The 26,410-nt window shown below is 69.2% G+C and carries 24 protein-coding genes; 7 read left to right on the forward strand and 17 right to left on the reverse strand.

Features of this window, described 5'->3' with window-relative positions; all coding sequences use genetic code 11:
- Window positions 1-55 precede the first annotated feature (55 nt).
- From RALTA_RS17630 to RALTA_RS17665, 8 genes are all read right to left on the reverse strand, one after another.
- A complete protein-coding gene (locus RALTA_RS17630; protein WP_025583231.1) occupies window positions 56-439 on the reverse strand; it encodes a response regulator transcription factor in 384 nt (127 codons plus the stop codon).
- A gap of 67 nt (window positions 440-506) precedes the next feature.
- On the reverse strand, window positions 507-1,613 hold the full coding sequence (locus RALTA_RS17635) for a porin (protein WP_012355237.1): 1,107 nt from the start codon (window positions 1,611-1,613) through the stop codon (window positions 507-509).
- Window positions 1,600-1,878 (reverse strand): XapX domain-containing protein, encoded by a 279-nt coding sequence (locus RALTA_RS17640; RefSeq protein WP_012355238.1) that lies wholly within the window; start codon window positions 1,876-1,878, stop codon window positions 1,600-1,602. The genes RALTA_RS17635 and RALTA_RS17640 overlap by 14 nt, the downstream gene beginning before the upstream one ends.
- A gap of 29 nt (window positions 1,879-1,907) precedes the next feature.
- The gene (locus RALTA_RS17645) at window positions 1,908-3,539 is read right to left on the reverse strand and encodes an MFS transporter (RefSeq protein ID WP_041232445.1); all 1,632 of its coding nucleotides are present in this window, start codon (window positions 3,537-3,539) and stop codon (window positions 1,908-1,910) included.
- 5 nt (window positions 3,540-3,544) lie between these two features.
- Entirely contained in the window at window positions 3,545-4,009 is a 465-nt protein-coding gene (locus RALTA_RS17650; protein WP_012355240.1) for a DoxX family protein, read from the reverse strand.
- Window positions 4,010-4,056: 47 nt separating this feature from the next.
- Window positions 4,057-5,994 (reverse strand): amidohydrolase, encoded by a 1,938-nt coding sequence (locus tag RALTA_RS17655; RefSeq protein ID WP_012355241.1) that lies wholly within the window; start codon window positions 5,992-5,994, stop codon window positions 4,057-4,059.
- Window positions 5,995-5,998: 4 nt separating this feature from the next.
- Window positions 5,999-6,820: an alpha/beta fold hydrolase gene (locus RALTA_RS17660; RefSeq protein ID WP_012355242.1), complete on the reverse strand. Its 822-nt coding sequence runs from the start codon at window positions 6,818-6,820 to the stop codon at window positions 5,999-6,001.
- A 58-nt stretch (window positions 6,821-6,878) separates the two neighbouring features.
- Complete coding sequence (locus RALTA_RS17665; protein ID WP_012355243.1) at window positions 6,879-7,565, reverse strand: hydrolase; 687 nt, start codon at window positions 7,563-7,565, stop codon at window positions 6,879-6,881.
- 408 nt (window positions 7,566-7,973) lie between these two features.
- Here RALTA_RS17665 and RALTA_RS17670 point away from each other — a divergent pair, with 408 nt between their 5' ends.
- Both RALTA_RS17670 and RALTA_RS17675 read left to right on the forward strand, forming a co-directional pair.
- The gene (locus RALTA_RS17670) at window positions 7,974-8,633 is read left to right on the forward strand and encodes a response regulator transcription factor (RefSeq protein WP_012355244.1); all 660 of its coding nucleotides are present in this window, start codon (window positions 7,974-7,976) and stop codon (window positions 8,631-8,633) included.
- 134 nt (window positions 8,634-8,767) lie between these two features.
- On the forward strand, window positions 8,768-13,858 hold the full coding sequence (locus RALTA_RS17675; RefSeq protein WP_242405292.1) for a trifunctional serine/threonine-protein kinase/ATP-binding protein/sensor histidine kinase: 5,091 nt from the start codon (window positions 8,768-8,770) through the stop codon (window positions 13,856-13,858).
- Between the two features lie 58 nt (window positions 13,859-13,916).
- Here the strand turns inward: RALTA_RS17675 and RALTA_RS17680 are convergent, their stop codons facing one another.
- From RALTA_RS17680 to RALTA_RS17710, 7 genes are all read right to left on the reverse strand, one after another.
- On the reverse strand, window positions 13,917-14,579 hold the full coding sequence (locus RALTA_RS17680) for a hypothetical protein (protein ID WP_012355246.1): 663 nt from the start codon (window positions 14,577-14,579) through the stop codon (window positions 13,917-13,919).
- Between the two features lie 11 nt (window positions 14,580-14,590).
- A complete protein-coding gene (gene surE, locus RALTA_RS17685) occupies window positions 14,591-15,577 on the reverse strand; it encodes a 5'/3'-nucleotidase SurE (protein WP_012355247.1) in 987 nt (328 codons plus the stop codon).
- A gap of 175 nt (window positions 15,578-15,752) precedes the next feature.
- Window positions 15,753-16,778: a 4-hydroxy-2-oxovalerate aldolase gene (dmpG, locus tag RALTA_RS17690; protein ID WP_012355248.1), complete on the reverse strand. Its 1,026-nt coding sequence runs from the start codon at window positions 16,776-16,778 to the stop codon at window positions 15,753-15,755.
- A gap of 11 nt (window positions 16,779-16,789) precedes the next feature.
- Complete coding sequence (locus RALTA_RS17695) at window positions 16,790-17,695, reverse strand: acetaldehyde dehydrogenase (acetylating) (RefSeq protein WP_012355249.1); 906 nt, start codon at window positions 17,693-17,695, stop codon at window positions 16,790-16,792.
- 27 nt (window positions 17,696-17,722) lie between these two features.
- Window positions 17,723-18,505: a 2-oxopent-4-enoate hydratase gene (dmpE, locus tag RALTA_RS17700; RefSeq protein WP_041232695.1), complete on the reverse strand. Its 783-nt coding sequence runs from the start codon at window positions 18,503-18,505 to the stop codon at window positions 17,723-17,725.
- 56 nt (window positions 18,506-18,561) lie between these two features.
- Window positions 18,562-20,133, reverse strand: a complete 1,572-nt coding sequence (locus tag RALTA_RS17705; RefSeq protein WP_012355251.1) for a DUF1302 domain-containing protein — start codon at window positions 20,131-20,133, stop codon at window positions 18,562-18,564.
- 163 nt (window positions 20,134-20,296) lie between these two features.
- Window positions 20,297-21,085, reverse strand: coding sequence for an SDR family oxidoreductase (locus RALTA_RS17710; RefSeq protein WP_012355252.1), 789 nt, complete (start codon window positions 21,083-21,085; stop codon window positions 20,297-20,299).
- Window positions 21,086-21,213: 128 nt separating this feature from the next.
- Here RALTA_RS17710 and RALTA_RS17715 point away from each other — a divergent pair, with 128 nt between their 5' ends.
- The 5 genes from RALTA_RS17715 to RALTA_RS17735 all read left to right on the forward strand — a co-directional run bounded on the left by RALTA_RS17715 (window position 21,214) and on the right by RALTA_RS17735 (window position 24,303).
- On the forward strand, window positions 21,214-22,116 hold the full coding sequence (locus RALTA_RS17715) for an alpha/beta fold hydrolase (protein ID WP_012355253.1): 903 nt from the start codon (window positions 21,214-21,216) through the stop codon (window positions 22,114-22,116).
- Between the two features lie 39 nt (window positions 22,117-22,155).
- Complete coding sequence (locus RALTA_RS17720; protein ID WP_012355254.1) at window positions 22,156-22,941, forward strand: SDR family NAD(P)-dependent oxidoreductase; 786 nt, start codon at window positions 22,156-22,158, stop codon at window positions 22,939-22,941.
- A gap of 27 nt (window positions 22,942-22,968) precedes the next feature.
- On the forward strand, window positions 22,969-23,355 hold the full coding sequence (locus RALTA_RS17725) for a steroid Delta-isomerase (RefSeq protein ID WP_041232446.1): 387 nt from the start codon (window positions 22,969-22,971) through the stop codon (window positions 23,353-23,355).
- A 13-nt stretch (window positions 23,356-23,368) separates the two neighbouring features.
- Window positions 23,369-23,986: a TetR/AcrR family transcriptional regulator gene (locus RALTA_RS17730; RefSeq protein WP_012355256.1), complete on the forward strand. Its 618-nt coding sequence runs from the start codon at window positions 23,369-23,371 to the stop codon at window positions 23,984-23,986.
- Window positions 23,987-24,087: 101 nt separating this feature from the next.
- Window positions 24,088-24,303, forward strand: coding sequence for a hypothetical protein (locus tag RALTA_RS17735; RefSeq protein ID WP_041232447.1), 216 nt, complete (start codon window positions 24,088-24,090; stop codon window positions 24,301-24,303).
- Window positions 24,304-24,354: 51 nt separating this feature from the next.
- Here the strand turns inward: RALTA_RS17735 and RALTA_RS17740 are convergent, their stop codons facing one another.
- Both RALTA_RS17740 and RALTA_RS17745 read right to left on the reverse strand, forming a co-directional pair.
- Complete coding sequence (locus tag RALTA_RS17740) at window positions 24,355-24,834, reverse strand: SRPBCC domain-containing protein (protein WP_012355258.1); 480 nt, start codon at window positions 24,832-24,834, stop codon at window positions 24,355-24,357.
- Window positions 24,835-25,152: 318 nt separating this feature from the next.
- Window positions 25,153-26,328, reverse strand: coding sequence for an alpha/beta hydrolase family protein (locus tag RALTA_RS17745; RefSeq protein ID WP_012355259.1), 1,176 nt, complete (start codon window positions 26,326-26,328; stop codon window positions 25,153-25,155).
- Between the last annotated feature and the right edge of the window lie 82 nt (window positions 26,329-26,410).

Genomic DNA, 26,410 nt, shown 5'->3' on the forward strand with positions numbered 1-26,410 from the left:
GCCGGCACGGCCAGGCTGGCTGCCGGACCCGCGAGGGCGCATCGAGATCCGTTGTCTACAGCGCATCGCCGGGCAGTCCCAGCGCCCGTTCGATACACCGGATGATTTCCGTATCCGCGAACGGCTTGCCGATAAAGCACGCGGCCCCCGCCGCCTGCGCGCGCGCTTCATATCCCTGCTTGTCGAAGGCGGTCATGAAGATGACCGGGGTGCGCAGGCCGCGGGCGCGCAGCGCGTCGCTGAGCGCGAAGCCGCTCATGCCTGGCATCTGCACGTCCGCGATCACGCAGGCGATGCGGTCGAGCGTCGGCGACGCCAGCAGCTCCGGCCCGCCGGCGTAGAGCTCCACTGCCAGATCCAGGGCGCGCAGCAGCCGGCCCATGGCGTGTCGCACGGCAGCGTCGTCGTCGACGATGGCAATCACGGGCGTGGCGTTCACACGAGTTCCTCGAGTAGGCGTGCGCGATGGCAGGGGTCACGCACGCCCCCGTGCTGGGTCAGCGATGCTAGAACGTGTGCCGCAGTCCCAGCGCAAAGGTCTGCGGGTCGGCGCCGGCGCGGATGCCAAGGTCATTGATGGCGAAGTCGTAGATCGCGTTGTCCGCATTGTCGATGCGGCTGTAGTAGGCATACAGCGCCGTGCGCCGCGACAGCGGGTAATCGTAGCCGACCGTGAACTGCGTGGCGTGGGTTTGCGCGCCGCTGCGGAAGAAGCCGATGGTGTCCGTCGACGACCCGGTGCCGTTGGCGGCGTAGGCCACGCCGATGCGCACGCTGCCGGTCCCGACCTGCTGCACCAGCGAGGCGTAGCAGGCGTTGCGCTGCAGGTCGCCGGTATCGGTGCGGTAGTGCAGGTGTTCGGCCACCGCGGCGAGGCGGGTGCCGGGCCGCAGCTGCCACGCCACGCCGGCCTTGAAGGCGTCGTCGTTGCGGCCGGCGGCCTGGTAGTGCTGGTGGCGCTCCCAGGCCAGCGTCGCGTTGAGCGGGCCGCGCTCGTAGACCGCCGCCACCGAGTACAGCGCGGGGTTGCGCGCGACGGTAGTCTTCTCCTCGGGCACGCCCCAGCCCAGCCACAGGCTCACGCCTGCCCAAGCGGGCGAGCGGTACTGCACGATGTTTTTCTGGCGCCGGTCGAACGAACTGGTGTTCTCGACATTGTCGGTGCTCGATGCCGAGCCGTTGCCGATCAGCGCCATATAGCCGGCGGTGGTCGGGTAGTACGGGTCGTAGCCCATGGTGGCCTCGGTATAGGGCGTGTGCCAGTGACCCAGGAACAGCAGGCCATGGCGGCCCTGCAGGCCGATGCGCGAATTGCGGCTGGCGATCTGGCCCTGGCCGGAATCGAGCGACAGCGCGCTTTCGATCTGCCACACGGCCTTGAGCGCGCCGCCCAGGTCTTCTTCGCCGCGCAGGCCGAATACCGAGCGGTTGTTGTTCAGGCGCACGACACTGCCGAGGGCGGTGCCGTCGGTCGCGGTGCTGGCGTGGCTGTACTCGAGCGACGTGTTCAGGCGGCCGTAGACGGTGACGCTGCCCGCCGCCAGCGCAGGCGCGCACAGCACTGCGCAGCACGCACCCAGCAGCGCGCGGACGGCCGGGCTAGTGCGTGGCATCGTCGGCGGGCGTCTTGCTGGCGGCGTTTAGCGTCGGACCGGGGGTGCCGGTGATCTTGGGCATGCATTCGCTGTGGAACCACGCGGCCGTCACGGGTTCGCCGGCCAGCATGCGCTTGATCGGCGGCACCACCTGTTCGCCGATCAGCATGCCGAGCAGGCCGACCAGCGCCACCACTGGCGGTGCTGGTGAACGGACCTGCATCAGCGCGTAAATGATGCCGACGAGGATGCCGGCGGCGAGGGAGACAAGGTAGAGCTTCATGGCATCGGATTCCTGACGAAGTTGGCGAATCAGTGCGGCGCCGACGGCGCAGCCGGCAGCCCCACGCCCAGCAGGTGCCGCACGCGCGGCGGCGTCTCGCGGGCATGGAAGCGCGTGATCTCGCGCTGCAGGTCGGCATCGGCGTGGGGTACGCGGCGGTGCTGGCGCAGGTGCTCGGCCCAGGATTCGACCAGGAACCACTCGGTCAGCAGCTCCGGGTCGGCAGGGTCTTCCATCACGCCCCAGTTGAAGGCGCCGTCGCGCAGGCGTTCTTCCGAGAGCTTGTGCACCGCGCGCAGGAAGGCATCGCGGTCTTCCGCGCGGACGCAATACTCGATCAGGATCATCACCGGGCCGCGGTCATGCGCGATCTCGTCGGCGCCCTCGGGCTCCGGCCAGTGCTGGGCCGGTGCGAGATCTTCCTCGCCACGCGGCAGGCGCAGCCGATGCAGCAGCAGCGCCGCGGCCAGCAGGCCGCCTGCGGCGACCAGCAATCCGCCGGAGATGCCCAGCGCCTGGGCCACAAAGCCCCAAACCAGGCTGCCCGCCGCCATCGCGCCGTTGAAGACCATCTGGTAGACCGCCAGCGCGCGGCCGCGCACCCAGTTGGGCAGGATGGCTTGTGCCACGCCGCCCAGTGTCGTCAGTGCGGTGATCCAGGCGGCGCCGAGGAACAGCAACAGCGGCAGCGCCAGCCACACCGGCGGCGCGATGCACAGCGCCGCCATCACCACGGCGGTGACGACCGCCGACAGCAGCACCATCCCGTCGGCGTCGAGCCGCCGCTGCAGCCGCGGCATCACCAGCGCGCCCAGGATCGCGCCCAGTCCCACCGCGCCCAGCAATACGCCATAGAGGCTGGCGCCGCCCTGCAGCAGCTGCTTTGCGACCAGCGGCAACAACGCCCAGATGCTGCTGCCGAAAGCGAAATGGACGGCCGCGCGCGCCAGCACGATATGCAGCTTGCTGTGCGCGCGGGTAAAGCGCAGCCCCGCCCGGAACGCGCCGAAGAAATGCTCGCGCAGCGGGTCGGCGGGGCGCTGCGGCCGATTCCACCACAGCAGCGCGGCAATCACGAAGATATAGCTGACCAGGTCCACGCCATACGTCGTGGCCGCGCCGAACGCCGCCAGCAGCAGGCCGCCGGCAGCCGGGCCGATGGCGCGCGCGATGTTGACGCCCAGCGCATTGAGCGCGACGGCGCGCTTGAGCTCATGCTGCGGCACCAGTTCCGGCACGATCGATTGCCAGGTGGGCCCCATCATCGCTGCGCCGATGCCGCCGAGGAAGGCCATGCCGATCAGGATCTCGATGGTCAGCGCCTGGCGCCAGGCCAGCACCATCAGCGTGCCGCTGACCATGGCCAGCCCCACCTGCACCGCGATCAGGAAGCGCCTGCGGTCGAGGATATCGGACAGCACGCCGGCCGGAATCGCCAGCAGGAACACCGGCAGCGTGGCCGCGGCCTGGATCGTGGCGACCGCGGCGGGCGAGGTGGAGAGGTCGGTGGCCAGCCAGGCGCTGGCCACGTCGCGCATGAAGCTGCCGATATTGCCGAGGATGGTCGCGGCCCACAGCACGGCAAAGGTGGCCTGCGCCAGCGGCGCGAAGGTGCCGCCATTGGCAGGCGTGGGCGTGGGGCGGAGGGCTTGTGCTGCCATGCGGGTCACCGGTTGGTTTGCACGGGAGGCGTGCGTCGCGCACGTTCGCGCAGGTCATGCCAGGCCACCAGCAGGAAGCCGCCCACCAGGCCCAGGTGTTCGAAGAAGGCGTTGGCCATCATGAACCTGGCCTCGGGCGACGCCTGCCAGAAGCGGTTGGCGACGAAGGTCGCCGCCAGCGTGAAGAGCGCCAGCGCCAGCGCCCCCAGCCAGCGGCGCCAGCCGAGTAGGATCATGGCGCACGCGCCCAGCTCCAGCACGATGGTGGCGATCGCCATCGGCACCGCCGGCGACAGGCCGAAGTGCTGCATCTCGGCGATCGCGCCGTCAAAGTCGACCAGCTTGACCAGGCCGCCCTGCAGGTAGGCCGCGCACAGCAACAGCAGCGCCAGCCAGTGCAGCCAGCGCGGCATGCGCAGTGTGCCTTGGCGGGAGGAATCCGGCGTCAGCGTGGTAGTCGGTTCAGGCATGGCCGGTCTCCGGGCGGGGGCGTTGGGGAAGTGGCTGAAGAACAGGATCAGAACGCCCAGCACGAACAGCCGAGCGCGCCCCAGAAGGTGCTTTCGTCCCCGGTCGGCACGCTCGCGGTCCAGGCCCTGGCATGCGCGTGGCCGTGCACGCCGCAGCTGCTGGCGCAGCCGCACGCGGTGTTCATGGCCAGCCGGCGCGCCTGCGGTCGCGGCTGGTAGCCGCCCACATGCCGCACCGGCGACCAGTCGGGCATGGCCGGCGGGATCTGCGGCGACAGCTTGCTGAAGTCGCCGTCGCCATAAACGACCTTGCCGCCGAGGATGGTCAGCACCGAGGCGATGTCCTGGATCTCGTCGCCCGGCACGCTGAAGTAGTCGGCCGACAGCACCGCCAGGTCGGCGAGCTGGCCCACCTTGATCTGGCCCTTCTTGCCCACTTCGGACGAGAACCAGGTATTGGCCTCGGTCCACAGCCGCAGCGCGGTCTCGCGGTCGAGCAGGTTGGCCTGCGGATACATCGGCATGCCGCCCACGGTCTTGCCGGTGGTCAGCCAGTACAGCGACACCCACGGGTTGTACGAGGCCACGCGCGTGGCATCGGTGCCGGCGCCGACCTTGACGCCCTTCTCCAGCATCTTCTTCACCGGCGGCGTCGCTTCGGCCGCGCGCGCGCCGTAGCGCTCGACGAAATACTCGCCCTGGTACGCCATGCGGTGCTGCACGGCGATGCCGCCGCCCAGCGCGGCAATGCGGTCGATATTGCGGTCGGAAATGGTCTCGGCGTGGTCGAAGAACCAGTTCAGGCCATCGAACGGGATCTCCCTGGCGACCTTCTCGTAGACGTCGAGCGCGCGCGAGATGGTCTGGTCATAGGTGGCATGCATCCGCCACGGCCAGCGCTTTTCCGCCAGCAGGCGGATCACCGGCTCGAGGTCGGCTTCCATCAACGGCGCCATCTCGGGGCGTTCGACGCGGAAGTCCTCGAAGTCCGCGGCGGTGTAGACCAGCATCTCGCCGGCGCCGTTGTGGCGGTAGAGGTCGTCGCCCTGCCCGGGCCTGACCTGGGAGCTCCAGGTCTTGAAGTCGCTGAGTTCTTCCTTGGGCTTCTGCGTAAAGAGGTTGTAGGCGAGCCGCACCGTCAACAGGCCTTCCTTGTGCAGTTCCTCGATGATGCTGTAGTCCTCGGGGTAGTTCTGGTAGCCGCCGCCCGCGTCGATCACGCCGGTAACGCCGAGCCGGTTCACCTCGCGCATGAAATGGCGGGTCGAGTTCTTCTGGTACTCCGGCGGCAGCTTCGGCCCCTTTGCCAGCGTCGCGTACAGGATGGTGGCATTGGGCTTGGCCAGCAGCAGGCCGGTGGGGTTGCCGCGCGCGTCGCGCACGATCTCGCCGCCCGGCGGGTTCGGTGTGTCCTTGCTGTAGCCCACGGCGCGCAGCGCGGCGCCGTTCAGGATGGCGCGGTCGTACAGGTGCAGGATGAACACCGGCGTATCGGGCGCCACCGCGTTCAGTTCCTCGATGGTGGGCAGGCGCTTCTCGGCGAACTGGTGCTCGGTGAAGCCGCCCACCACCCGCACCCATTGCGGCGCGGGGGTGCGCGCCACCTGGTCCTTCAGCATCCGCATCGCATCGGCCAGCGAGCGCACGCCGTCCCAGCGCAGCTCCATGTTGTAGTTCAGGCCGCCGCGGATGATATGCATGTGGCTGTCGATCAGCCCGGGAATGGCCCGCCGGCCATTCAGGTCGATGACCTTCGTCTGCGCCCCGGCCAGCTTCATGATGTCCTGGCGCGTGCCGACGCCGACAAAGCGTCCGTCGCGCACGGCCACGGCATCGGCCTGCGGGTTGGACTTGTCGAGCGTGGCGAACTTGCCGTTGACGAGGACGAGGTCGGGGGTGCCTGGTGACATGGCGAAGATCTCCGAGGAGGCGGCCGCGCCGAGCGCGGCGGCGGAGGCGATGAACTGCCGGCGGGTAACTGACATGGTCTTATGCGTTCAGGAAGGCGAGCAGGTCGGCATTGACCTGGTCGGCGTTGATCACGCACATGCCGTGCGAAGCACCGGGGTAGACCTTCAGGGTGGCATCCTTCACGATCTCGGCCGACAGGCGCGCCGAATTGCCGATCGGCACGATCTGGTCGTCGTCGCCATGCAGGATCAGCGTCGGCACGTCGATCTTCTTCAGGTCCTCGGTGTAGTCCACTTCCGAGAACTCCCGGATGCAGGCGTACTGGCCGACGATGCCGCCGGCCATGCCCTGCGCCCAGAACGCATCGATGGTGCCCTGCGAGGGCTTGGCGCCGTCGCGGTTGAAGCCGAAGAACGGCACCGCCAGGTTCTGGTAGAACTGCGAACGGTTGTCGGCGACGCCCTTGCGGATGCCGTCGAACACCGCCATCTGCAGGCCATCGGGGTAGGCCGTGGTCTTCAGCATCACCGGCGGCACCGCGCCGATCAGCACCGCCCTGGCCACGCGTCTGGTGCCATGGCGGCCGATGTAGTGCGCCACCTCGCCGCCGCCGGTGGAATGGCCCACCAGCGTCGCATCCTGCAGGTCCAGCGCGTCCAGCAATGCCGCCAGGTCGTCGGCATAGGTGTCCATGTCGTTGCCCTGCGCGGGCTGGTCCGAGCGGCCATGGCCGCGGCGGTCATGGGCGATCACGCGAAAGCCCTGCTGCACCAGGAACAGCATCTGCGCGTCCCAGGCGTCGGCATTGAGCGGCCAGCCGTGCGAGAACACGACCGGGCGGCCGGAGCCCCAGTCCTTGTAGAAGATCCGGGTACCGTCTTGGGTAGTGATAAAGCTCATGGTTCACCTTTTCGATGGAGGAGGGCGACAGGAGGAGACGAGATGGCTGGCCGCAGGCTTAGCGGGCCGGCACCGGCGCGATCGACTCGTGCGGGGTGGCGGTGCGCTGCGGGGCCTTGTGGACCATGGTGTAGGCATAGTCGACGCCCATGCCATAGGCACCGGAATGCTCCTTGACGAGCTTCATCACGGCGTCATACGTGTCGCGCTGGGCCCAGTCGCGCTGCCATTCCAGCAGCACCTGCTGCCACGTCACCGGCACGGCGCCGGCCTGCACCATGCGCTGCATGGCGTAGTCGTGCGCTTCCTTGCTGGTGCCGCCCGAAGCATCGGCCACCATGTAGATCTCGTAGTTGCCTTCCAGCATGGCGCACAGCGCGAAGGTGGTGTTGCAGACCTCGGTCCACAGCCCGGCAACGATGACCTTGTTGCGGCCGTTGGCCTTGAGCGCGTCGCGCACCTTCTGGTCGTCCCACGAGTTCATCGAGGTGCGTTCCAGGGTCTTCTGCTCCGGGAACACGTCCAGCAGTTCCGGATAGGTGAAGCCCGAGAACGACTCGCTCTCGACGGTGGTGATGGTCGTCGGGATATTGAAGATCCTGGCCGCCTTGGCCAGGCCGACCACGTTGTTCTTCATGGCTTGCCGGTCCATCGACTGCACGCCGAAAGCCATCTGCGGCTGGTGGTCGATGATGATCAGCTGGCTGTTGTGCGGAGTGAGGACTTCGAGCTTCGGGTTGGACATGGTGTGGTTCCTTGGGAGCGCAGGATTGGGCCCCGGTGCGATCCTTGCTTGAAGGCAGGGTCGCGACGCCGGAGGGATGGAGAAGGGCGGCGCGATTGCATGAGCGCAGCGCCGCCGGATGTAAGACTAGTCGGTGCCGGCGCCCACGCAAATCGGATGTTCGTATTACCCGGCCATTACCTGGCCGCCGCGCCGGTGCCCGGTTGTGGTGCCCGGCGGGCGTCGCAGCGGCGCCGCTGCGACGTGGAAGGGCGTGGCCGCCGCGCATCGTCGCGGTGCGCGCCTGCGACTAACACCATGGTATGGGTGCCCGTTGCATCACTGCCGTGATCCAATCCCGATCCTTGTGATGACATGCCTGCTGGTTATAATCCGCAACACCTTTCCGAGCGCACTGGAGATCTGACCGTGACATCAACGAGCCTGGAGCCAGCCGACACCAGTGCGAGCGATGACGCGACGGTGCTGGTGGTCGACGACGATGCCGCGCTGCGCCGTGCGCTGGGCAGCCTGTTCCGCTCGGTCGGCCTGAAGGTGGCGTTGTACGCCTCGGCCGCCGAACTGCTGGCCGCGCCCTTTCCCGATACGCCATGCTGCCTGCTGCTCGATGTCAGGCTGCGCGGGCCGAGCGGACTCGACCTGCAGGCGCGTCTGGGCCAGCTGGGGGTTCATATCCCGATCATCTTCATGACCGGCTACGGCGACATCGCCATGACCGTCGCGGCCATGAAGGCAGGCGCCGAAGACTTCATGCCCAAGCCGTTCCGCGACCAGGACTTGCTCGATGCGGTGGCCGCCGCGCTGGAGAAGGACCGGGGCCGGCGCGAGGGCTTGCGCCAGCTTGAAGCGCTGCACGCCTGCTACCGCTCGCTGACGCCGCGCGAAGGCGAAGTCATGGGCCTGGCGGTGTCCGGCCTGCTCAACAAGCAGATTGCCGCCGAGATCGGGATCAGCGAGGTGACGGTGAAGATCCACCGTGGCCAGGCCATGCGCAAGATGAAGGCACGCACCTTCGCCGAGCTGGTGCTGATGGCGCAGCAGCTTGGCATCTGCAAGGTCGGCGGCTGAGTGCGCCCCCGCCAATCCGCGTGTGCTGGCGCGGCGCCCGCGACCCTTCCTGCCCCATGACGCCTGGCATCCCCCCGCGGCAAAGTACCGCGCCTGCCTTTGACAACGCCTGGCTGAAGCGGGCCGCACAAACCGTGCTGCATGTATCGGACGGCGTTAGCGCTGTGCAGCTGTTCGATCCCGACACCGGGCTGCGCGTCTTCGCCAGGAGTGCGCCGCTGGCCGGCAGCGGGCCGCTGCAGGAGGAAGCCCGGCTGGCCGCGCGCCTGCGGGCGGACTGGGCCGCGGTGCCGGCGGCCACGCTGCGCACGGCGGACCGCATGGTGGTGGTGTATGGCGGCGCGCCGGCGTCGACCCTCGCCGCCATGCTCGGCGATACCCCCGTGCCCGCCGCACGCTTTCTGGAACTGGCCATCGGCAGCGTGCGCGCGCTGGCGGGCGCGCATGCGCACGGCCTGTTGCATGGCGACATCCGGCCGCACAACCTGCTCGCCGACGGCAGCGCGGGCGTACGCCTGACCGGCTTCGAGCATGCCACCGCGCTGGACGCCATGCCGCCGGTCGTGCCGCGGCCCGGACCGGCATCGTGGCCCTACCAGTCGCCCGAGGTCGCCCGCGCCGACCAGGCGCGCACCAGTGCCCGCTCCGACCTGTACTCGCTCGGCGTCACCTTCTACCAGATGCTGACCGGCACGCTGCCGTTCACCGCCGACTCGCCGGCGGCGTGGCAGCATGCCCATCTCGCCATCGAACCGGTGCCGCCGCAGACTCGTGCTTCCGGCATCGAGCCGATGCTGGGCGCGATCGTGCTCAGGCTGCTGGCCAAGGATCCCGTCGACCGCCATGCCAGCGCCATGTCGCTGCTTGCCGACCTGCTGCGCTGCCAGGCGGACTGGCGCGAACGCGGCGAGATCGCGCCGTTTGTCCTCGATGCCGCCGGCGCCACGTCCACGCTGAACGTCTCCGGGGAACTCTTTGGCCGCGCGCGCGAAACCGCGCAACTTGCCGATGCGCTGGCGCGCGTGCGCCACAGCGGCCAGTCCGAGCTGGTGCTGATCGCCGGCCCCGCCGGCTCCGGCAAGTCGGCGCTGGCGGCCTGGCTGTCGTGCCAGGCAGGGCAGCAGGGCCTGCGCTTCGCCAGCGGCAAGAGCGACCAGTTGCAGCTCGATATTCCGTATGCGCCGGTCGCGCAGATGATCCGCGCGCTGACGCTGCCGCTGCTGGGCGAACCGGAAGCCGCGCTGGCGCCGCTGCGCGAGCGCTGGCTCGGCGCGCTGGCGGGGCAGGGCCGGGCCATTGCCGTGCTGGCGCCGGAGGCCGGGCATGTGCTTGGGCGCACCGCGCCGCTGGCCGACGTACCGGCCCAGCAGGCGCAGGCGCGCGCGCAGAAGGCCATTCTTGCCACCTTTGCCACGTTTGCCGACCGCGCCGCGCCGCTGGTGCTGTGCTTCGATGACCTGCAATGGGCCGACGCGTCGACCATTGCGCTGCTTGAAGCCTTTACCGCGCAACGGCCGGGCAACCTGCTGCTGATCGCCGCTTATCGCGACCACGGCAACGATGTGGAGCAGCGCTTCTCGTGGCTGCTGCATGCCAGCCGTGCCGGCGCGCTGCCGGTCACGCGCATCGCGGTCCGCCCGCTGGCCGTGCCGGAGCTGGCCGAGCTGGTCGGGGCTGCCCTCAACGAGCCCGCGCCGCGCGTGGAAGCGCTGGCGCGCCTGGTGCACGCGAAGACCGGCGGCAATCCCTTTTTCTCGTACCAGCTGTTGCGCGCGCTGGTCGACGACGGCGTGCTGGCCTACCGCGAGGACGGCTCCGGCTGGCACTGGGACGAGGCGGACGCCGCACAGCATCGCTACACCGACAGCGTGACCGACCTGATGACCCGTCGCTTCGCCAGGCTGCCGGAAGCCGGCACGGAACTGCTGCAGCAGCTGGCCTGCGTGGGCATCCGCTGCGAGCAAAGCCTGCTCGCGTGCGTGGCGCAGCTCAGTGCGCCGGAGCTCGGCGAGCGGGTGCGGCCATTCGTTGCCGCCGGGCTGCTGGTACGGACCGAGGACGGCTATGCGTTCCAGCATGACCGCGTGCTGGAAGCGGCGTACGCCATGATCGCGCCACGCGAGCGCCCCGCCGCGCATGCGCGCATCGCGGCCATCATGATCGAGCACTGGCAGGCCGGGCTGGCCGTGCATGCCTTCGAGATCGGCAACCAGATCGAACGCGCGGCCGGCCATCCGCTGCCGGAGCCGCAGCGCGTGGCGTTTGTCGAGGTGCTGCTGGTCGCCGCCAGGCGCGCCAGGCGCAGCGCGGCGATGGCGCAGGCAACGCGCTACACCGACGCGGCGTTCGCGCTGATGCAGCCGTCATGGTGGTCGACCCACTGCGCGCTGGCCTACGCCGCCAGCGTGCTGCACTGCGAATGCCTGCTGGCGCAGGCGCGGCTGGAGCCGGCCTCGCAGGAGATCGACGCGCTGCTGGCGCGCGAGCTGCCGCCGGTGGACAAGGCTGCCGTGCATCGGCTGAAGGCCAGCCTGCAGACGGTTCGTTCCGACTACGAGGGCGCGATCAACGCCGCGCTGTCCGGCCTGGCCCTGCTCGATATCCACCTGGAGCGCGGGCCGACGCCGGCACGCATGCGCGAGGCCTATGACGCGGTGAGGCAAGCGCTGGGCGGGCGCGCGATCGGCAGCCTGGCGTTGCTGCCGGCGACCGAAGACAGCCGCATCCAGACCATCATGGGGCTGTTGTCGACGCTGATCTCGTCGCTGTTCGTGCGCGACGGCATCAGCTTCCTGCATGTGGCCAAGATGGTGGAGCTGACGCTGGAGCACGGTGCCACCGCGCAATCGCCATACGGGCTGTCCTGGTTTGGCGTCTTTATCGCCAGCCTGTATGAGGAATACGAGGACGGGCTGGCCTACGGGCTGGCGGCCATGGACCTGGCCGACCGCCATGGCTACGAGGCCGAGCGCATCGCCACGCTGGTGGCGGTCGACCAGGTCAGCGCCTGGACCCGGCCGCTGTCCTACGCGCTGGCGCATGCGCAGCGCGCGGTCACGCTGGGCCGGGCTTCGGGCGATATCGGCATGGCCTGCTATGCCTGCAACCATATCGCGTCCGACCTGCTGGCCATGGGCGAGCACCTGCGCCTGGTGGAGGAAGAGATCGGCCGCGGGCTGGCGCTGACCCGGCTGGTGCAGTACCGGGATATCGAGCTGATCCTGTACTCGCAGCACCATTTCCTGCACCGGCTGCGCAGCGGCGACGACGCGCCGCCACAGGGCGAGGCCGTCCACCGGATGAGCGCGGGGCAGCGGCTGGCGCGCGCCAACTCGCTGCCCACCCAGTTCTGGATCTGGCTCTACGACGGCATGGCGGCGGTGTTCCGGCAGGAATGGGACCACGCGCTGCGCAGCCTGCGCGAGGCCGAAACGCTGATCTGGTCGGCGCCGGCGCATATCAACGTCGCGGATTGCCGGCTGTATCTGGCCATTGCGCTGGCGCACGCAGACACTGACGCGGCGCCGGACAGCGTCGTGGCGCAGGTATCCGCGCATCGCGACTGCTTTGCCCGCTGGGCGGCGCTGAACCCGCTGACCTTCCAGGGCAAGCTGGCGCTGGTCGACGCCGAACTGGCCCGCTTGCGCGGCGATTCGATGCAGGCGCTGGCCGGCTACGAGCAGGCCGCAGCCGCCGCCACGGCGGCGGGATTCGTGCATGAGTCGGCGCTCGCGCATGAGCTGGCCGGCCTGCTGTGCGACGCGCGCGGCCTGCCGACCGCGGCGGCGCAGCACTGGCGCCTGGCGCGTGCCGGCTATCGCCGCTGGGGCGCCGACTACAAGGCGATGCTGCTGGAAGCGCGACATCCGCAGCTCGACACGGCGGGACCCGACCACGTTGGCGACGACGCTGCCGGTGCCGACGGCAAGCGCAGCGCGGCCCGCTTGGAACTCGGCATGAAGGCGGCCCGGGCGATGTCCAGCGAGATCGTGATGGACCGGCTGATCGAAACGCTGATGACCCATGTGGTGGTCCATGCCGGCGCCCAGTACGGCTTGCTGCTGCTGATGCGCGGGGAGCAGCCCGTGATCGAGGCCTCGGCGCGCGTGGCCGGCGGCAAGGTGGTGGTGACGCTCGGCAGCGCGGTGCCGAGCGAGCAGGCGCTGCCTTTGGCGGTGCTCAACAGCGTGCTGCGTACCCGGCAGACGCTGGCGCTGGACGATGCCATGGTCGACGCGCCGTCGATCCGCACCAAGGGCGCCATTGCCGGCGGCCTGCGCTCGGTGCTGTGCCTGCCGCTGCTGCGCGGCGGCGGCGTGATCGGCGTGCTGTACCTGGAGAACAGCCTGGCACCGGCGGTGTTCGACGCCACCCGGATTGCCGAACTCGAAGTGCTGGCGCCGCAGCTGGCCATTTCGCTGGAAACCGCGCGCCTGTACGAGCAGCTGATCGACGAAAGCAACCGCCGTGTCGCGGCCGAAATGCGGCTGCGCAGCGCCAGCACGGCACTGGCCCGCACCTCGCACCTGACCGTGATGGGCAGCCTGGCCGCATCGATCGCCCATGAAGTGAACCAGCCGCTGACCGCCATCGTCGCCACCGTCGACGCCAGCCTGCGCTGGCTCAATCGGCCCAGGCCGGAGGTGGCCGAGGCGCTCGACGGCTTTACCCACATCCGGCAGAACGCCCTGCGCGCCGCCGATATCATCCGCGCCCTGCGCGCGCTGGCCAGGCAGGCGCCGGCGGTGCTGGCGCCGCTGCATCCAGACGATGTCCTGCGCGAGGTGCTGGACATGGCGCGCCTGGACATCGATGCGCACGACGTCAGGGTCGTGGCGCGCCTGGCGGCAGGACCGGCCGTGGTCGAAGCCGACCGCGTCCAGCTGCAGCAGGTGGTGCTGAACCTGATCACCAATGCGCTCGACGCCATGGCGCAGACCCCGCCCGCGCAACGCGAGCTGATCGTGACCTCGTACCGCGAGCAGGACAACGTCGTCGTCAGCGTGCAGGACGGTGGCGCCGGCATCCCCGACGACGTGCTGGACCAGTTGTTCGAACCGTTCTTCACCACCAAGGAAGACGGCATGGGCATGGGCCTGGCCATCTGCCGCTCCATCGTCGAGGCGCATGGCGGCACGCTGGAAGTGCGCAACCGGCGCAGCGGCGGCAGCGAGTTCCTGTTCCGGTTGCCGGTGTCCGGTCTGTTGCCGGCGGCGGCAGCCTGAAAGTCCGCCGCGGCGGCGCGGCGGGACGGTCAGGTTCACCCGTCCCGCATCACCTGCCTCACCCGCAGTTGGCGTCCGCCACGCACAGCCCGTGCACCACCATCTCGCCCATGAAATCCATGGATCCCTGGTCGGCAATGGCTTCGCGCAGCGCGTCCAGCGCGGCATCGTGGGCGTCGCCGGCATTGCCGGCCCGCAGCGGGGTGTCATGCCAGCGCCGCGGGATGGCTCCGGGGTCGATGTCGACCCCGGCACCGGCGGCCAGCGCAGCCAGCACGGCGCTTTCCGCTTCGGCCATGGCTGCGGCGGACAGGTTGCTGGCGGTTCCCGCGCCGAAACTGTCGAAGGCCTGCCCCGGCGGGCCGCCCATCACCTTCCACAGCGCCAGCTCGGTCAGCGGCGTGCAATTCACGGTGCGCCCGCCCAGCACCAGGCCGTGCAGACGCTGGCGGTTCGCTTCGCCCTGCGCGAGCCCGCCTTCGCAGCGGACCATCAGCGCGCCGTCCGGGACGCCGGACAGGCGGAAGGCACCGCTGGCATCGGCCGTGGCGTGGCGCACCTGCCCCTGCGCGTCGCGCACCTGCACGGTCGCGCCGGCCAACGCCGCGCCGACGGCCGCCGTGCCGCTCACTTCCTGCGCCGGATCATCCCCGCATGCCGCGACGGCCGCGACCCCGCATGCGAGCACGAGGTAGCGCCAGTATCGAAGTTGCTTGCCCATGGTATCGGTGCTCAGGGAGCGAGGTTGGCGAGCTCGCGGCGCGAGCGGTTGAACAGGCCGCGTGCCAGCGGCGTCGGGCGGAAGTCGACATCGAGCGGCGAGATGGTGATGTATTTCGCCAGGAAGGCGGGCGTCTCGGCCGTGCGTGCGAGCGCGGCGGGTTCGGTCTCGGCCGCGCCGACGTCGATCGATACCGTGTTGTCGGCGTTGCGCCGATAGGCCGTGGTAAAGGAATCCACGGTGCCGGGCACGGTCAGGCGCACGCCGGCCGGGGCCCCGCCGACCGGATAGTTGATGCTGAGCGGGTGGGCCACCGGCAGCAGCGGCTGGCCGGCGCCGCGGCTGGCCTCCAGGGTGGCGATCACGCGGGCCAGGAAGGCGCCGGCCTTGGGGAACGCGGCAATGGTGCCGGGAAAGCCCGAGCGGGCCTCGGCAAAGTCCACCCCCACGCTCAGCGCGATGCCGGGCACACCGCGGCGCGCGGCGTACAGCACGTTCATCACCGTGCCCGAGTGCGGGATCGAATCCGACAGGTTCTCGCCGAAGTTCGCGCCCGACACCACCAGGTCTGGCGTGAAGCCGCTTTCCGGCGCGACGATCTTCAGGCCCATGGCGGTGGCGTCCACCGGCGAGCCGCTGCTGATGTAGTCCGGATTGGTGCTGTTGAGCGCGCTGCCCGCGACGAAGGTGGGCTTGACCCGGTGCACGCAGAAGGTCTCGGCGCTGCCGGCGAGCGGATCCACCACCAGCCGGGTACGGCCATCGGGCACGGCATAGGCCGCGCCCGAGCCGCTCTGGTTGGTGGCGGGGCCGACCGTGACCACGCGGTGGCCGGCGTCCTGCAGGGCCTTGCGAACTGCGGCGATGCCGGGCGCGGCGCAGCCGTCGTCATTGGTCAGCAGGATATTGAGGGCGTGGGCCGGACTGGACGCGGCGGCCAGTGCCATGACAGCAAAGGCGAAGCCGGCAAGCCGCGGGCGGGCATGAAGTCTGAGCATGGGTACCTGTCTCCTCTTTCTTTGTGGGACTGCCATTCCCGCGAAGGCGGAAATCTAGCGTCTTTCACGTTCCCTTCGGGGATAAAGTCACTGGGTTCCCGCCTTCGCGGGAACGACTGTGGTTAACGGAACGGCAATACCGGTGGGCTGCGCGGGAGGGAAAGCGGTGCGGTCCTTACGCGACCGGCAGGCCCCGCGCGCGCGCCAGCGTGATCGCGGTGTCCTCGATCATGTCTTCCTGCCCGCCCACCAGCCGCTGCCGGCCCAGCTCCACCAGGATCTCGCGCGCGGGGATGCGGTACTTGGCCTCGGCGCGCTTGGCAAACAGCAGGAACGACGAATACACCCCGGCATAGCCCAGCGTGAGCGCGTCGCGGTCGATGCGAATGGGGTGGTCCATGATCGGCACCACCAGGTCCTCGGCGACGTCGGCAATGCGGAATACGTCGACGCCGGTCTCGATGCCCATGCGCTCGCACACGGCCACCAGCACTTCCATCGGCGTGTTGCCGGCGCCCGCGCCAAGCCCTGCCGCCGCGGCATCGATGCGGGTCGCGCCGCAGGTGATCGCGGCGAGCGAATTGGCCACGCCCATGGCCAGGTTGTGGTGGCCGTGGAAGCCCAGCTCGGTCTCGGGGCGCAAGGCCTGCCGCACAGCGGTGAGCTTCTCGGTGACATCGTGCGGCAGCATGTGGCCGGCGGAATCGGTGATGTACAGGCAGTTGGCGCCGTAGCTTTCCATCAGCAGCGCCTGCTGCACCAGCGTCTGCACCGGCGCCATGTGCGCCATCATCAGGAAGCCGACGGTATCCATGCCGAGCTTGCGCGCCATGCCGATATGCTGTTCCGAGACATCGGCCTCGGTGCAGTGCGTGGCCACGCGGATGGTCTGCACGCCGATCTCGTGCGCCATGCGCAGGTGGTCGACGGTGCCGATGCCGGGCAGCAGCAGCGCCGACACGCGCGCCTGTTTCAGCTCGCCCAGCACCGCGCGCAGGTATTCCTCGTCGCTGTGCGCGGGAAAGCCGTAGTTGACCGAGGCGCCGCCCAGGCCATCGCCGTGGGTGACTTCGATCAGCGGCACGCCGGCGGCATCGAGCCCGCGGGCGATGCCTTTCATCTGCTCCAGCGAGATCTGGTGGCGCTTCGGGTGCATGCCGTCGCGCAGGGTCATGTCGTGCAGGGTGATGCGTTGGGCCATGGCCGGGCTCCTCAGGCAGTGGCGGTTTCAGGGCTGCCGGCGCGCATGGCGGCGGCGATGCATTCGGCGGTGCGCGCGGCCGAGGCGGTCATGATGTCGAGGTTGCCCGCGTACTTCGGCAGGTAGTCGCCCAGGCCCTCGACCTCGAGGAAGATCGAGACGCGCTTGCCGTCGAACACCGGCCCGTTTTTCAGCGTGTAGCCGGGCACGTACTTGCGCACCTCGGCAATCATGTCGTGCACCGACGCGGTAATCGCGGCAACATCGGGCGCGTCTTCGGTCAGGCAGTGGATGGTGTCGCGCATGATCAGCGGCGGCTCGGCCGGGTTGATCACGATGATCGCCTTGCCCTGGCGCGCGCCGCCCACCGCCTCGATCGCGCCAGCGGTGGTGCGCGTGAACTCGTCGATATTGCGGCGCGTGCCGGGCCCGACCGAGCGCGACGACACCGTCGCCACGATCTCGCCATACGCCACCGGCTGCACGCGCGACACCGCATAGACCATCGGAATGGTGGCCTGCCCGCCGCAGGTGACCATGTTGACGTTCATCTCGTTGCTGCCGATATGGGCGGCGAGGTTGACCGGCGGCACGCAGAACGGCCCGATCGCCGCCGGCGTCAGGTCGATCACGCGCACGCCGCGCGCGGTCAGTTTGGCCGAGTGTTCGGCGTGGACGTAGGCCGAGGTGGCATCGAAGGCGATGCGGATATCGTCCGCCTCCAGGTGCGGCAGCAGGCCGTCGATGCCGTCGCTGGTGGTCTTCAGCCCCAGTTCGCGCGCACGCGCCAGGCCTTCGGAGGTCGGCTCCACGCCGACCATCCAGACCGGTTCCAGGATGTCGCTGCGGCGCAGCTTGTAGAGCAGGTCGGTGCCGATATTGCCGGGACCGATCAGGGCGCATCGGATCTTGTTCATGGAGTCTCGCGTTGCAGGGTCAGACAGTCAGGAGAACACGGCGGCACAGCCGCCGATGCCGGTGATATGCATGGACAGGCGGTCGCCCGCCTGCACGGGAACCAGCGCAGCCAGCGAGCCCGACAGGATGGTCTCGCCGGCGAGCAGCGGAATGCCGTAGTTGCCGAGGGTGTTGGCCAGCCACGCCACCGCGTCGGCGGGATGGCCAAGCGCGGCGCTGCCCATCCCGGTGGCGACGCATTCGCCGTTCTTGTGGAGCGTCATCGCGCACGCGGCCAGGTCCACCGCATGCGGGCTCACACGCTCGTCGCCCAGCACATAGACGCCGCACGAGGCGTTGTCGGCCACCGTATCCTCGATGCGGATGCGCCAGTCGCGGATGCGCGAATCGACGATCTCGAAGCAGGCGCCCACCGCCTCGGTGGCATCGAGCACGTCGTCGCGCGTCACGCCCGGACCGCGCAGGTCGCGCCGCAGATAGAAGGCGATCTCGCCCTCGGCGCGCGGCTGGATCAGCGACGCCGCTGGAATGGGCTGCCCGGCGGCGCAGTGCATGCTCTGCAGCAGGATGCCGAAGTCGGGCTGGTGCACGTCCAGCATCTGCTGCACGGCGGCGCTGGTCACGCCGATCTTCTTGCCGGTAACGCGGTCGCCGGCCGCCAGCCGGTGGGCGACGAAGCCCTGCTGGATGCGGTAGGCGGCGCTGACATCCAGCGCCAGGCCGCGACTGCTGAGCGGCGGCACCGGCGTGCGCGTGACCAGCGCCTGGTGGAGTTCGTTGCTGAGCGTGGTGATCAGGTCGGCATTCATGGCGGAAAAGAGGGCGGTCCGCGCGCCCATGCGGGCGGCGCGGACCGGGACGAGGGTCAGAACGAATACTTGGCGTTGAAGGCCACGTAGTCGCGGTCGGCCAGCGGGCGGTTGACGATGTTGGCGCCGCCGATAAACGCGGCGTAGGTCAGGTTGAGCTCCAGGTTGTTCAGGTACTTGAAGGTCAGCCCGACGCTGGCGCGCTTGTCGCTATAGCCCATCAGCGTGCCGAAGGCGCCGGCCACCGCCGACCTGCCGCTGAATTGCTGCGCATAGGTCAGCGGCACGGTGAGGTCCCAGCCATCGAACACGTTGTTGTAGGTCAGCGACCAGCCCACCTGGAACGCCGCCGAGTTGCGCGTGTTCGACAGCTTGCTGAAGCCCATTACCGGGTCCACGTCCAGCACATGCAGGTACGAGACTTCGCCCAGCAGCGACTGCGAATCGGCGAGGAAGGTCGGCCCCACTGAATAGATCGCGGACAGGTTGCCCTGCAGCGCCTTGCCGCGCGAGGCGGTGGGCGAGCCGGCCACGTCCACCAGCATCGGCACGCCGTCCTTGTAGCTGACTTCGCCGGCGACGTTGGCGCCGAGCAGCTGCGTCGAGAAGCTGGCGCCGGTCAGGTTGATGCCGCCGTAGAACTTCTGCTGGTACTGCAGCGTGGGGAACAGCGAGGTGACCACGCTCGGGTTCTTGTCGTGGTAGCGCAGCTGGTAGATGCCGATCTCGGTGTCCTCGAACACGCGGAAGCGGGCGCCGACACCCCATTGGCCCCAGTCCGACGGGCGGATATCCGGACCGCGCGGGATGTTGAAGCCCGGCCCGATGATGAACTCGGCGCCGGGCCCGACCACGTCGGTGGTGCTGAAATAGCTGCCCGGGGCGAACATCTGGTTCGGCTTGTAGGTGAACTGGTAGTAGCCCATCAGGCTGAACGTCGGCGTCACCTGTAGCTGCAGCGAGGCCTGTGGCACCGGCAGCAGGATGTCCTTGACCTCGGCGCCGGGCACGAAGGCCTTGGTCGCATCGGCGGGCCCCTGCGCGCCGGCGATATTGGCGAAGAACAGGCTCTCGCCCCAGGCCACCACCTGGTTGCCCAGCTTGAAGCTCAGCTGCGTGCCGCCGATCGGGGTGGCGCCGTAGACGTAGGCATCGAGCAACTGTGCGCGGTGCTCGTGGTAGTCCTTCGCCGACTCGGTGAACTGGTTGAACGGCCCGCTGTGGTTGACCGTGAAGGGCGCGTTGTTGGAGTTGGTGCCGCTGTAGGCCCAGTCGTAGAACACGCTGCCGCGCAGCAGCGCACCGAATTCGCCGCGCTTCAGGTGCGCCTCGCCCAGCAGCGAGACGCGGTTCGCGGTCATGTCGCCGCGCTTGAAGTTGCGGTCGCCGTCGTCGCCGTTGATATTGGCGGGGCTCAGCAGCGCGTCGCTCTGGCGGCCGGTGCGCAGCGCCGCGCCGTAGGACGCGGTGACGCTGTAGTCTAGCGTGGTGTCGTTGCCGAAGTCGATGGTGTCGCCGGCTAGCGCTGGCTGCGCAAGCAGCGCGGCCAGCGCCATCAGGGCCGCTGCTGCGGCGATGGGCCGCAGCCGGTTGCCGCGCTGCTGTGGCCCGCGTGGTGGTTGGTGCATGGTGGTCTCCCCGTGAAATCGGTGTTGGTTCATTGCCTGGCACTTCGATCGGCCCTCGCCTGGACGAGAAGCGTAGAGAGGGGGAGCCACGCACAAATCGGCAGAACGGACTAGGCGGTTTCCCTACGGGCGATGAGGCAATGAGGGCAACGAGGCCCACGGTTCAGCCGCGATTGACCGACGCCGCGTCGAGGAAGGCCGGCCGCTCGCCGCCGCCATCGATGACGAGATTGGCGCCGCTCACGTACGAGGCCTGCGGCGACGCCAGGAACAGGCACGCGGCGGCGATGTCGTCCGGCAGCGCCAGCCGGCCCAGCGGCACCGTCGCCGCCATGCTGCGCAAGGCCGCCGGATCGCCGTAGTGCTGCTGCTGTGAGGTGTCGGTCAGTACCATGCCCGGGCTGACCGCGGCCACGCGCACGCGCGGCGCCCATTCCACCGCGAGCGTGCGCACCGCGTTGAGGATGCCCGCCTTGGCGGCGCCGTAGGCGGCGGTGCCGGGCGACGGGCGCAGCGCACTGACGCTGCCGACGAACAGCTGGGTGCCGCCGCCGGCCTGCTGCTGCATGCGCGCATTGCAGCGCTGGGCCAGCTGCAGCGGCGCCACCAGGTTGAGCCGGATCACCGATTCGAGCAGCCGCGGCGAGGCGTCGGCCACCAGCGCGAACGGCGCGCCGCCGGCGTTGTGAACCACCACGTCCAGCGTCGGGCTGGCCTGCGCAATCTGCGCCAGCATGGCGTCGGCCTGTTCCAGGTCGCGGATGTCCGCGGCAATGAAGCAGGCGCTGCGGCCATCCGCGGCCGGCAGCTCGCTGTCGTCGGCGGGTGCGGTGCGGCCGCACACGAAGACCTGCGCGCCGGCGCGCAGGAAGGCCTCGCTGATGGCGCGGCCGATGCCGCGCATGCCGCCGGTGACCAGCACGGTCTGGCCGGTGTAATCGAATCCTGTCATGGGCTTGCCCCGTTTTGCATGGAGCGCCCATCGTAGGAGAAGTGGCGCGGCGGCTCGTAGTCCGAATGAACGATGCCCGGGGCGGTGGCGCTGCGCAAGATGCTGGGCAAACCAAGGGAGACGCCCTCATGTCCGCTACCTCGCAGCACACGCCCTCGACACCCCCGTCCACGTCGGCCAAGCCGGCTTCGCTCCACCCCAACCTGCCGGTGGGGCGCTTCGTCACCACCGCCAGGGGGCTGCGCCTGCACTGCCTGGACACCGGCGCCGGCGAGCCGGTGGTCTTTATCCACGGCAGCGGGCCGGGCGCGAGCGGGCACAGCAACTTCCGCCACAACGTGCCGGCATTCGCCGCCGCGGGCTTCCGCACCGTGGTGGTGGATCTGCCTGGCTACGGGCTGTCGTCCAAGCCGGACGATGTCGAATACACGCTGGACTTCTTCGTCGCCGCGCTGCGCGAACAGCTGCTGGCGCTGGAACTGCCGCGCTGCGTGCTGGTGGGCAATTCGCTGGGCGGTGCCATCGCGCTGCAATACGCGCTGGATTACCCCGAGCATGTCAGCCGCCTGGTGATGATGGCGCCCGGCGGCGTGGAAGAGCGCGAGACCTATTTCGAAATGCCGGGGATCCAGCGCATGGTGTCGCTGTTCACCGGCGGCCACATGAATCCCGACACCATGCGCCAGCTGCTGCAATTGCTGGTGCACGACGCCGGCCTGGTCACCGACGCGCTGGTCGACGAGCGCATGGCGGTGTGCCGCGAGCAGCCGCGCGAAGTGCTGGCCACCATGAAGGTGCCCAACCTGACCGCGCGGCTGGGCGAGATCCGCTGCCCGGTGCTGGGCTTCTGGGGTACCGAGGATCAGTTCAATCCCGCCTCGGGGGCGGCGAAGTTCCTGAGCGGCTGCGCCGATGCGCGCTTTGTCATGATCAACCGCTGCGGCCACTGGGTGATGGTCGAGCATGCGGCGTACTTCAACCGCGAATGCCTGGGCTTCCTGGCCGATACCGCCCCGCGCGGCGCGGCATAATTGCCTCCGCCCACTACAAGACCATATCAAGGAGACATCATGGAATACCCGTATGACCTGTTCGGCCTGCGTGGCAAGGTGGCGGCCATCACCGGGGCCGCGCGCGGCATCGGCGCCGAGACCGCGCGCATGCTCGCGGCGGCCGGCGCCAGGGTGGCCGTGCTCGACGTGCTGGAAGCCGACGGCAAGGCGACCGCGGACGCGATCTGCGCGGCCGGCGGCGAGGCCGCGTTCTGGAAGCTGGACGTCACCCGCGAAGACGAGGTGGCGCGCGTGTTCACCGAGATCGCTGAGCGTTTCGGCGGCCTCGGCATCCTGGTGAACAACGCCGGCATCGAAGGGCCCAATGCGCCCACGCATGAACTGGCGCTGGAGCAATGGCAGCAGGTGATGGCGGTGAACGTGACCGGCACCTTCCTGTGCACCAAGCACGCCATCGCCCACATGGAGCGCGCCGGCGGCGGCGCCATCGTCAACGTGTCGTCGATGTACGGCATCGCCGGCGGCCCGGACGTGCCGCCTTACCACGCGTCGAAGGCCGCGGTGCGGATGATGGCCAAGACCGATGCGCTGCTGTACGCCGGCAAGAACATCCGCGCCAATTCGATCCATCCGGGCTTTATCCGCACACCCATGCTGGAACACGTGGCGCAGGCCTCGGGGCAGGGCGAGGGGCTGTTCGATTACCTGGGCGGCCTGACGCCCGCGGGCAAGGTGGGCCAGCCGCGCGACATCGCGGCGGGCATCCTCTACCTGGTGTCCGACGCGGGACGCTACGTTACCGGCGCCGAGCTGGTGATCGACGGCGGCTACACCGCACGCTGAACCCCACCAACCGGACCGGAGCATCCCATGCCTCAAGGCCCCGATAGCGCCGCGATGAAAGCGACGCTGCTCGCCTATGTCGAGCGCTTCAATGTCGGCGACGCCCAGGGCGTTGCCGCGCTCTACGCCGACGACGCCACCGTGGAAGACCCGGTCGGCACGCAGCCGATCGTCGGCAAGCCGGCCATCCTGGCCTTCTACCAGCACGCCACCGCGCTGGGCGCGCGGCTGGAGGTGGTGGCGCCGCCGCGCGGCTCGCACGGCAACGCCGCCGCGCTGACCTTCGCCGTGCATGCGCGGCTGGAAGGGCGGCCGGCGCGCATCGACGTGACCGACATCATGACCTTCGGCGACGACGGCAAGATCCGCAGCATGCGCGCCCACTGGGGCCCGGACGACGTCCATTTCGTGTAAGCGCGCCGCGACGATGGCCCGCCACACCCGCGAGGATGCCGCCGTCACGCGCGCGCGCATCCTCGCCAGCGCGCAGCAGCTGATCCGCCACCGCGGCCTGCACTGCGTCACCGTGGAGGACGTGGCGCGCGCCATCGGCATGACGCGCGGTGCGGTCTACGGACACTTCCGTTCGCGCGCCGAGCTGCTGGCCGCGCTGCTGTCTTGCGCCGAAGCCGACTTCGCCGCAAGGCTCGCGCCGCTGGCACCGGGCGGTGCCGGCCCGGACGCATTGGGGCGGGCGTTGCAAGCCTTCCTGCAAGGCGACGAACTGGCACGCCATGTCAGCCTGATCGCGGCGCTGCTGCAGCACAAGTGCGGCGAAGCCTGCGAACTGTGTCCGCTACGCGAGCGCGTGCTGCGCGGCGTCGAATCGCTGCGCAGCACGTTCGCGATGCTGTTGCCGAGCCCGGATCTGGCCGGCCTGCTAGTGGCGCACTTGTGGGGACTGCTGGGTGCGCATGCCATGCACCTGGCGCCTGCAGGCTTGTCCGGCAGCGCCGCGGCGCTGGCGCGGCTGTACGGGGGGCATGGGGCGCTGTCCGCCGTGCGCTCTTCCTGTCGATCCGAAGCCACTTCCTGCCCGCGCTGATGCGGGATACCCCTTAGTCTGCTCGGACGAAGAGTTCCGGCTTGCCGCTGACTACGATGCTCTGAAGAGCCCGGACAAAAGTGGGGCAAGAGGAGACAACGATGAAGCGGCTCGGATTGCGTTGGGCGGCAGGCCTGGTGGGCGCCGGTGCCGCCATGGGCGTGGCCTGGGGGCTGGCGGTGGATGCCAGCCAGGACGACAGGCCCGCGGTGACGCTGCACTCCGTCGAAACCGTCCTGGAGCGCTGCGACGACGCCTGCGTGCGCAGCCGTGGCGCCGCGGCGCTGGTGGTGCTGAGCCAGCGCCCGCCGCAGTAACGCAGTGATGATGGAACGGCCCGGGCTCCGGGCCGGTCACGCGCCGCTTGCTCAGTTGCGGCTGGCTTGCCGCTGCGCCTGCAGCGCCTCCGCGCGCGCCTTGACGTCGCGTGCCACCTGGTCGAATCCCTGCTTCACCCAGGCACCGTGCTCGCGCATGATGGTCTCGGCATTCAGCCCCAGGAACAGGTCGGTGGTGAAGTAGCGCGTCCGTCCCGGCCCGAGCGCTTCCAGATACTGGTCGCGCCGCGCGGCGTCCTTGTTCTCGTCGGTCGGGCGCTGCTCCCACGACAGCAGCCGCTCCGGCTCCCACGCCACCAGGTACTCGTTGACCGGGATCACCTGGTCGGTGCCGGGAATGCGCACCTGCATATGCACCATGTCGCCAAGCCGCCCGGTGGTCTCCAGGCCAGGACAGAACGTGTTCCATTCGCCGTAGCGCGCAAAATCGGTCAGCACTTCCCACACCAGCGCAACCGGCGCATCGATCTCCACCCGGATCGACGTCACCAGATTCTCTGCCTTGGCCATGGTCTCCTCCTTCATCAAAGTCATTGGGAAGGGAAACACTAGAGCCACCCGCCGGCGCCCCGCATACCCCGAACGGACGAGTCCGGGTGGACGAAGGCGACGCCATCGCCGTCATGCAAATTCAACCTCGGCCCAGCGCTCGCGCCGTCCGGCGGCGGCGTGCGGCGGGGCCGCATTCTCCATCTGCTGTGAGCTTGGTGCCGGCCATCGGGGATGGCCGGCATTTTTTTGGGCGCTGTCTTTGCTTGGCGGGACTTCGTTGATGCTCCCGCCCTCTCCCTAACTCACTCCCAGGAGGCAATTGGCTGGAGCGCCGCCTCATGTCCGCATTTCCGGCGCACCGAGCTCCGCGAAGGTTTCGGCGACCCAGTCGGCGATATAGTCCGTGGCATTGGCCTGGTTGTCCGCGCTGCAGTGTTCGACGCCGCCCTCGCGCGACGTGAAGATCTTCAGTTCCCGCTTCGGGCTGTTGATGGCGCCTTCATACTGGCGGCGTGCGTCCGCGATCGGAATCTGGCGGTCGTTGGCACCGTGCACAACCAGCAATGGCACAGTGATCTGCGCGATCACCGGCTCCAGCGTGATCCGCGAGGCCAGCGCCATGAATTCGTCGATCGACTTCTTGCCCCAGACCCACTGAACGTGATCCCAGTAGTGAGGAACGGGCCGGTCGCCTTCGCGGGCCAGCCGGCGGCGCTGCAGTTCACCCCAGTCGAAGATGGCGCCCCAGGCGACGCATAGCTTGTAGCGCTTCTCCAGCGCCGCCGCACGCGGCGCATAGTAGCCGCCCAGCGACCAGGCGGCGATGCCGGTCAAGCCGGCGTCGACGTCATCGCGCGTTTCGAGATAGTCCATCACGGCACCGGCCCAGGTTTCGGCCTCGACCACGGCTGTCAGCCCGTGCAGGCGCAGCGCTTCGCCGACGCCCGGCTGGTCGACGGCGATGCTCGATATGCCGCGCCTTGCCAGCGCCTGCTGGATGCCGCAGCCGTAGAGCATCTCCTTGGTGCTGTCGAGGCCATTGAACAGCGCCAGGCAAGGCGACGGGCCGCCGTGCGGGCGCCTTGCCCGGACGAACAGCCCGGCGAGTGCCTTGCCCTGGCAGGCAATCTCGACCCGCTCGCAGTTCTCATCATGCAGCTCGACGAACTTGGCAAAGCTGTCCAGCATCTTGCGGTATGCAAGCTTGCGTGGGGCATGGTCGCGGTGCTGCATGCGCTCGGCGGTCAGGTAGTAGATGGCGGCGCGGCGGTGCTTGGCGCCGGCGCTCAGGCGGCGCCTGGCGGCCAGGTCCTCGCCTGCGAGGTCGACCAGCCGGTCCGCCTGCTCGCACCAGGCGCGGAAGAAGGCCTCCGTGCCCTCGTCATCGCCGCGCCCGGAGGCTTCTATGAGCTGGCGGCAAATGGCATCGACCTCGCCGATGTGCGCACCCATGGAGAGGGCCAGGTTGGCAGACAGGTTCCAGACGTAGTTGCCGGGAAAGTACTCAAGCACGATGGCTCCTTTCGAACAATTCGGATAAGACGTGAGATGGCTGCCTCGCGCTTGCGCTGATGCCGACGGCCTCGAGCTCGAG

Origin of the sequence: Cupriavidus taiwanensis LMG 19424, assembly GCF_000069785.1 — a bacterium.
Classification (GTDB): domain Bacteria; phylum Pseudomonadota; class Gammaproteobacteria; order Burkholderiales; family Burkholderiaceae; genus Cupriavidus; species Cupriavidus taiwanensis.

Excerpts from the sequence above, each read along its gene's own strand:
- RALTA_RS17735 (WP_041232447.1), top strand. The coding sequence starts at position 24,088 with ATGAAGCGGCTCGGATTGCGTTGGGCGGCAGGCCTGGTGGGCGCCGGT.
- RALTA_RS17715 (WP_012355253.1), top strand. The coding sequence starts at position 21,214 with ATGTCCGCTACCTCGCAGCACACGCCCTCGACACCCCCGTCCACGTCG.
- RALTA_RS17720 (WP_012355254.1), top strand. The coding sequence starts at position 22,156 with ATGGAATACCCGTATGACCTGTTCGGCCTGCGTGGCAAGGTGGCGGCC.
- RALTA_RS17695 (WP_012355249.1), bottom strand. The coding sequence starts at position 17,695 with ATGAACAAGATCCGATGCGCCCTGATCGGTCCCGGCAATATCGGCACC.
- surE (WP_012355247.1), bottom strand. The coding sequence starts at position 15,577 with ATGCTCAGACTTCATGCCCGCCCGCGGCTTGCCGGCTTCGCCTTTGCT.
- RALTA_RS17645 (WP_041232445.1), bottom strand. The coding sequence starts at position 3,539 with ATGGCAGCACAAGCCCTCCGCCCCACGCCCACGCCTGCCAATGGCGGC.
- RALTA_RS17665 (WP_012355243.1), bottom strand. The coding sequence starts at position 7,565 with ATGTCCAACCCGAAGCTCGAAGTCCTCACTCCGCACAACAGCCAGCTG.
- dmpG (WP_012355248.1), bottom strand. The coding sequence starts at position 16,778 with ATGGCCCAACGCATCACCCTGCACGACATGACCCTGCGCGACGGCATG.
- RALTA_RS17635 (WP_012355237.1), bottom strand. The coding sequence starts at position 1,613 with ATGCCACGCACTAGCCCGGCCGTCCGCGCGCTGCTGGGTGCGTGCTGC.
- RALTA_RS17655 (WP_012355241.1), bottom strand. The coding sequence starts at position 5,994 with ATGTCAGTTACCCGCCGGCAGTTCATCGCCTCCGCCGCCGCGCTCGGC.
- RALTA_RS17710 (WP_012355252.1), bottom strand. The coding sequence starts at position 21,085 with ATGACAGGATTCGATTACACCGGCCAGACCGTGCTGGTCACCGGCGGC.
- RALTA_RS17705 (WP_012355251.1), bottom strand. The coding sequence starts at position 20,133 with ATGCACCAACCACCACGCGGGCCACAGCAGCGCGGCAACCGGCTGCGG.
- RALTA_RS17740 (WP_012355258.1), bottom strand. The coding sequence starts at position 24,834 with ATGGCCAAGGCAGAGAATCTGGTGACGTCGATCCGGGTGGAGATCGAT.
- RALTA_RS17640 (WP_012355238.1), bottom strand. The coding sequence starts at position 1,878 with ATGAAGCTCTACCTTGTCTCCCTCGCCGCCGGCATCCTCGTCGGCATC.
- RALTA_RS17730 (WP_012355256.1), top strand. The coding sequence starts at position 23,369 with ATGGCCCGCCACACCCGCGAGGATGCCGCCGTCACGCGCGCGCGCATC.
- dmpE (WP_041232695.1), bottom strand. The coding sequence starts at position 18,505 with ATGAATGCCGACCTGATCACCACGCTCAGCAACGAACTCCACCAGGCG.
- RALTA_RS17660 (WP_012355242.1), bottom strand. The coding sequence starts at position 6,820 with ATGAGCTTTATCACTACCCAAGACGGTACCCGGATCTTCTACAAGGAC.
- RALTA_RS17680 (WP_012355246.1), bottom strand. The coding sequence starts at position 14,579 with ATGGGCAAGCAACTTCGATACTGGCGCTACCTCGTGCTCGCATGCGGG.
- RALTA_RS17725 (WP_041232446.1), top strand. The coding sequence starts at position 22,969 with ATGCCTCAAGGCCCCGATAGCGCCGCGATGAAAGCGACGCTGCTCGCC.
- RALTA_RS17650 (WP_012355240.1), bottom strand. The coding sequence starts at position 4,009 with ATGCCTGAACCGACTACCACGCTGACGCCGGATTCCTCCCGCCAAGGC.